Here is a 2,522-nt window from a genome sequence, read left to right on the forward strand (position 1 = left end):
AGATGATAGTCCGTCAGCATCAGCGGCAGGTCGGCATTGCCGTTCTTCAGCGTGATCACCAGATCGCCGCCGCTTTCCTCGATGGTCTCGATCTCCTCGAGAAGGCCGAGGGCCGCGGAGGTGGAATCCTTGTCGGAATGGCGGCGGAGCGTCTGCACGGCGTCGTTGACGGTGAACGGCGTGCCGTCATGAAAGCGCACATCCTTGCGCAGCTTGAAGGTCCAGGCCTTCGCATCGTCGGACGAGGTCCAGCTTTCGGCAAGGCTCGGCAGTGCTTCGCCGGATACCGGATCGGTGGTCACCAGCCGGTCGCCCCATGTGAAGCCGACCAGGAACATGGTGCTGCCGGCATAGGTGCCGGGATCGAGAATATCGGTCGTCTGGCCGCCGTCGAGGCCGAGCACGAGGTGGCCGCCGCGCTGCGGCTCGTCGGCCGCAAGGCTCTCGCGCGGGATCAGCAGGCCGGAAGCGGTGGCCGCAAATCCGGCCGCGGCCGCGGAGGCGAGAAAGGCGCGACGGTTGAGGCCGGTCTGCGGAATGGCTGATTTCGTGTTTTTCATATGGTTTCCCCTGACTGTTTTAGCATTGCACATATCGACCGCGTCGCGCCGCGACTGCGGATGATCGCAAAGGCGATATCGAAATGCCTGAAGGCGCGATTGACGGGTCCGTCAAATTTCATGCGCAAAGGCATAAGCGGCTTGCGCAAGCCAGGCAACTTCGCGTATTGACGCACAGTGACGCTAATTGACGCTATGATGGCCGGCTTCGAAAACATTGAAATCCCAAAATAACAGTCTCTTTGCAGCCAATCTGCGATTTGCCTGCAATACCCGCCCGTCGATTACGGCAATCTGCCGCGAGATCGGCATCAACCGACAGCAGTTCAACCGTTATCTTGCCGCGCAAACGCGCCCTTCGCCCTATAATACGGGGAAGATCGCGCGGCATTTCAACCTCAAGCCGCAGGACTTCCTGCTGCCGGAAAAGCGCTTCCAGGACATACTCGGCACGCCTGCCGAGACCGTCGGACCGGATTTTCTGTTGCGGGAGGGGTTCCCCGGAAACCTGCCGGAGCTGCGTCAGTATACGGGCTATTACGAACTTTACCACAAAAGCCTGTCATGGCCGGGGAAAATCGTCCGAAGCTGTGCCAGGATCGAGGAGAAAAACGGCCAGATCACGGTCAAATCGATCGAGCGGATTTATGACCGGGACCAGGAGATTCGGCAGTTCTCGAAATATGTCGGACTGGCGGCCTACTGGCGTAACCGGCTTTTCATCGTCGAGCGCGGGGTGGGGGAACAATCCTTCCTGTGTCAGACGACGCTGATGCCGTTTGCCGAGCATCAGCGCACCTATCTGCGCGGGGTGACGACCGGTGTTTCCTGGCGTCAGGAAAACCTGCCCTATTCCACGCGGACCATCTGGCGCGTGGCCGGGCCGAACCCCGACAAGCGCAGACTGCTGGAAGGATGCGGCCTGTTCAATGAAAAATCGCCGAAACTGCCGCTCCCCGTCCGCCGCTATCTCAACAGCGAAGGTGAAAACCACACGCTTGTCGCAGCACGATAAAAGCCTTGCCGGGACCGGCGACCCGGAACGACTCGCCGGTTGCGACCGCGCTCGAAATCAGAAGGTGGGTCGACAGGACGGATGCCCCGTTTCGGCCGTGCGCAATGGCGCAAGCCTCTCGGAAACAGGCCACGTTCCGGACGGGAATTGTTCCGCCGGAACGTGGCCCTGCCTTCAGATCAGAACTTCACCTGCAGCCTTGCGTTGACGCCGTTGTAGCTGACGTCGTCGCCGAACTGGCCCTGGTAGGAAAGGCCGATCGTGGTGTTGGCCGACAGGTCGAAATCGAGACCGGCCTCGACCACGGCGGCGTCCTCGGCAACTGCGACGCCGGTGACGGTGAATGGCGTCGAGCCCGCAAAGGCCTGCGTGACGGACGGCGTGATATCGCCGAAGGCGTGACGCCAGCCGATCATGCCGCTTGCCTTTGCCTTTGTCTGGCCCAGCATGAAGTCGGACGAAACGCGCAGACCCACGGTGGTGAAGGTCGTGTCGGAGCTGCCGCTTGTCCCGTTCAGCGCCGCAGCGCCGCCGGTCTCGCTGTAGCCGTCGCTATCCAGATTGACATAGGCGAGGTTGGCGAACGGCTCCAGCTGAACGTCGGAGAGGTCGAACTGATAGCCGAGTTCTCCGAACGCCTGGAAGGTGCCCGCGTCATAGCTGCTGTCGAGCGCATTCGTAAGGCCCGGGATGAATACCGAACGGCTGGTGTCGATCTGGTACCACGTATAGGCGAGACCCGAGCGGAAACCGAGGTCACCCCATTGCGAACCGGCATAGAGGCCGAGCGAATAATTGTCGCTGGAACCCGACGTCGCGCGGTCGTCGCTGTCGAAGCTCGAATGGCTGTAGCCGGCAAGCGCGCCGACGCGCCAGGTTTCGGCAACCGGGATGTCGACGCCGACAAGCAGGCCGCCCGTCGCGCTGTCGAGGCCGGCGGCATTGGC

The 2,522-nt window shown here is 61.7% G+C and carries 3 protein-coding genes; 1 reads left to right on the forward strand and 2 read right to left on the reverse strand.

All coding sequences use genetic code 11. The annotated features are described in order from the left end of the window. Window positions 1-560, reverse strand: a 560-nt coding sequence (locus AC5DC2_RS22820) for an ABC transporter substrate-binding protein (RefSeq protein WP_491700143.1), incomplete at its 3' end; no start/stop codon positions are given. A 217-nt stretch (window positions 561-777) separates the two neighbouring features. Here AC5DC2_RS22820 and AC5DC2_RS22825 point away from each other — a divergent pair. Then, window positions 778-1,575, forward strand: coding sequence for a helix-turn-helix domain-containing protein (locus AC5DC2_RS22825; RefSeq protein ID WP_491700144.1), 798 nt, complete (start codon window positions 778-780; stop codon window positions 1,573-1,575). Window positions 1,576-1,754: 179 nt separating this feature from the next. Here the strand turns inward: AC5DC2_RS22825 and AC5DC2_RS22830 are convergent. After that, window positions 1,755-2,522: autotransporter outer membrane beta-barrel domain-containing protein (locus AC5DC2_RS22830; RefSeq protein ID WP_491700145.1), on the reverse strand; the 768-nt coding region annotated here is incomplete at its 5' end.

This window comes from Martelella sp., assembly GCF_984369615.1.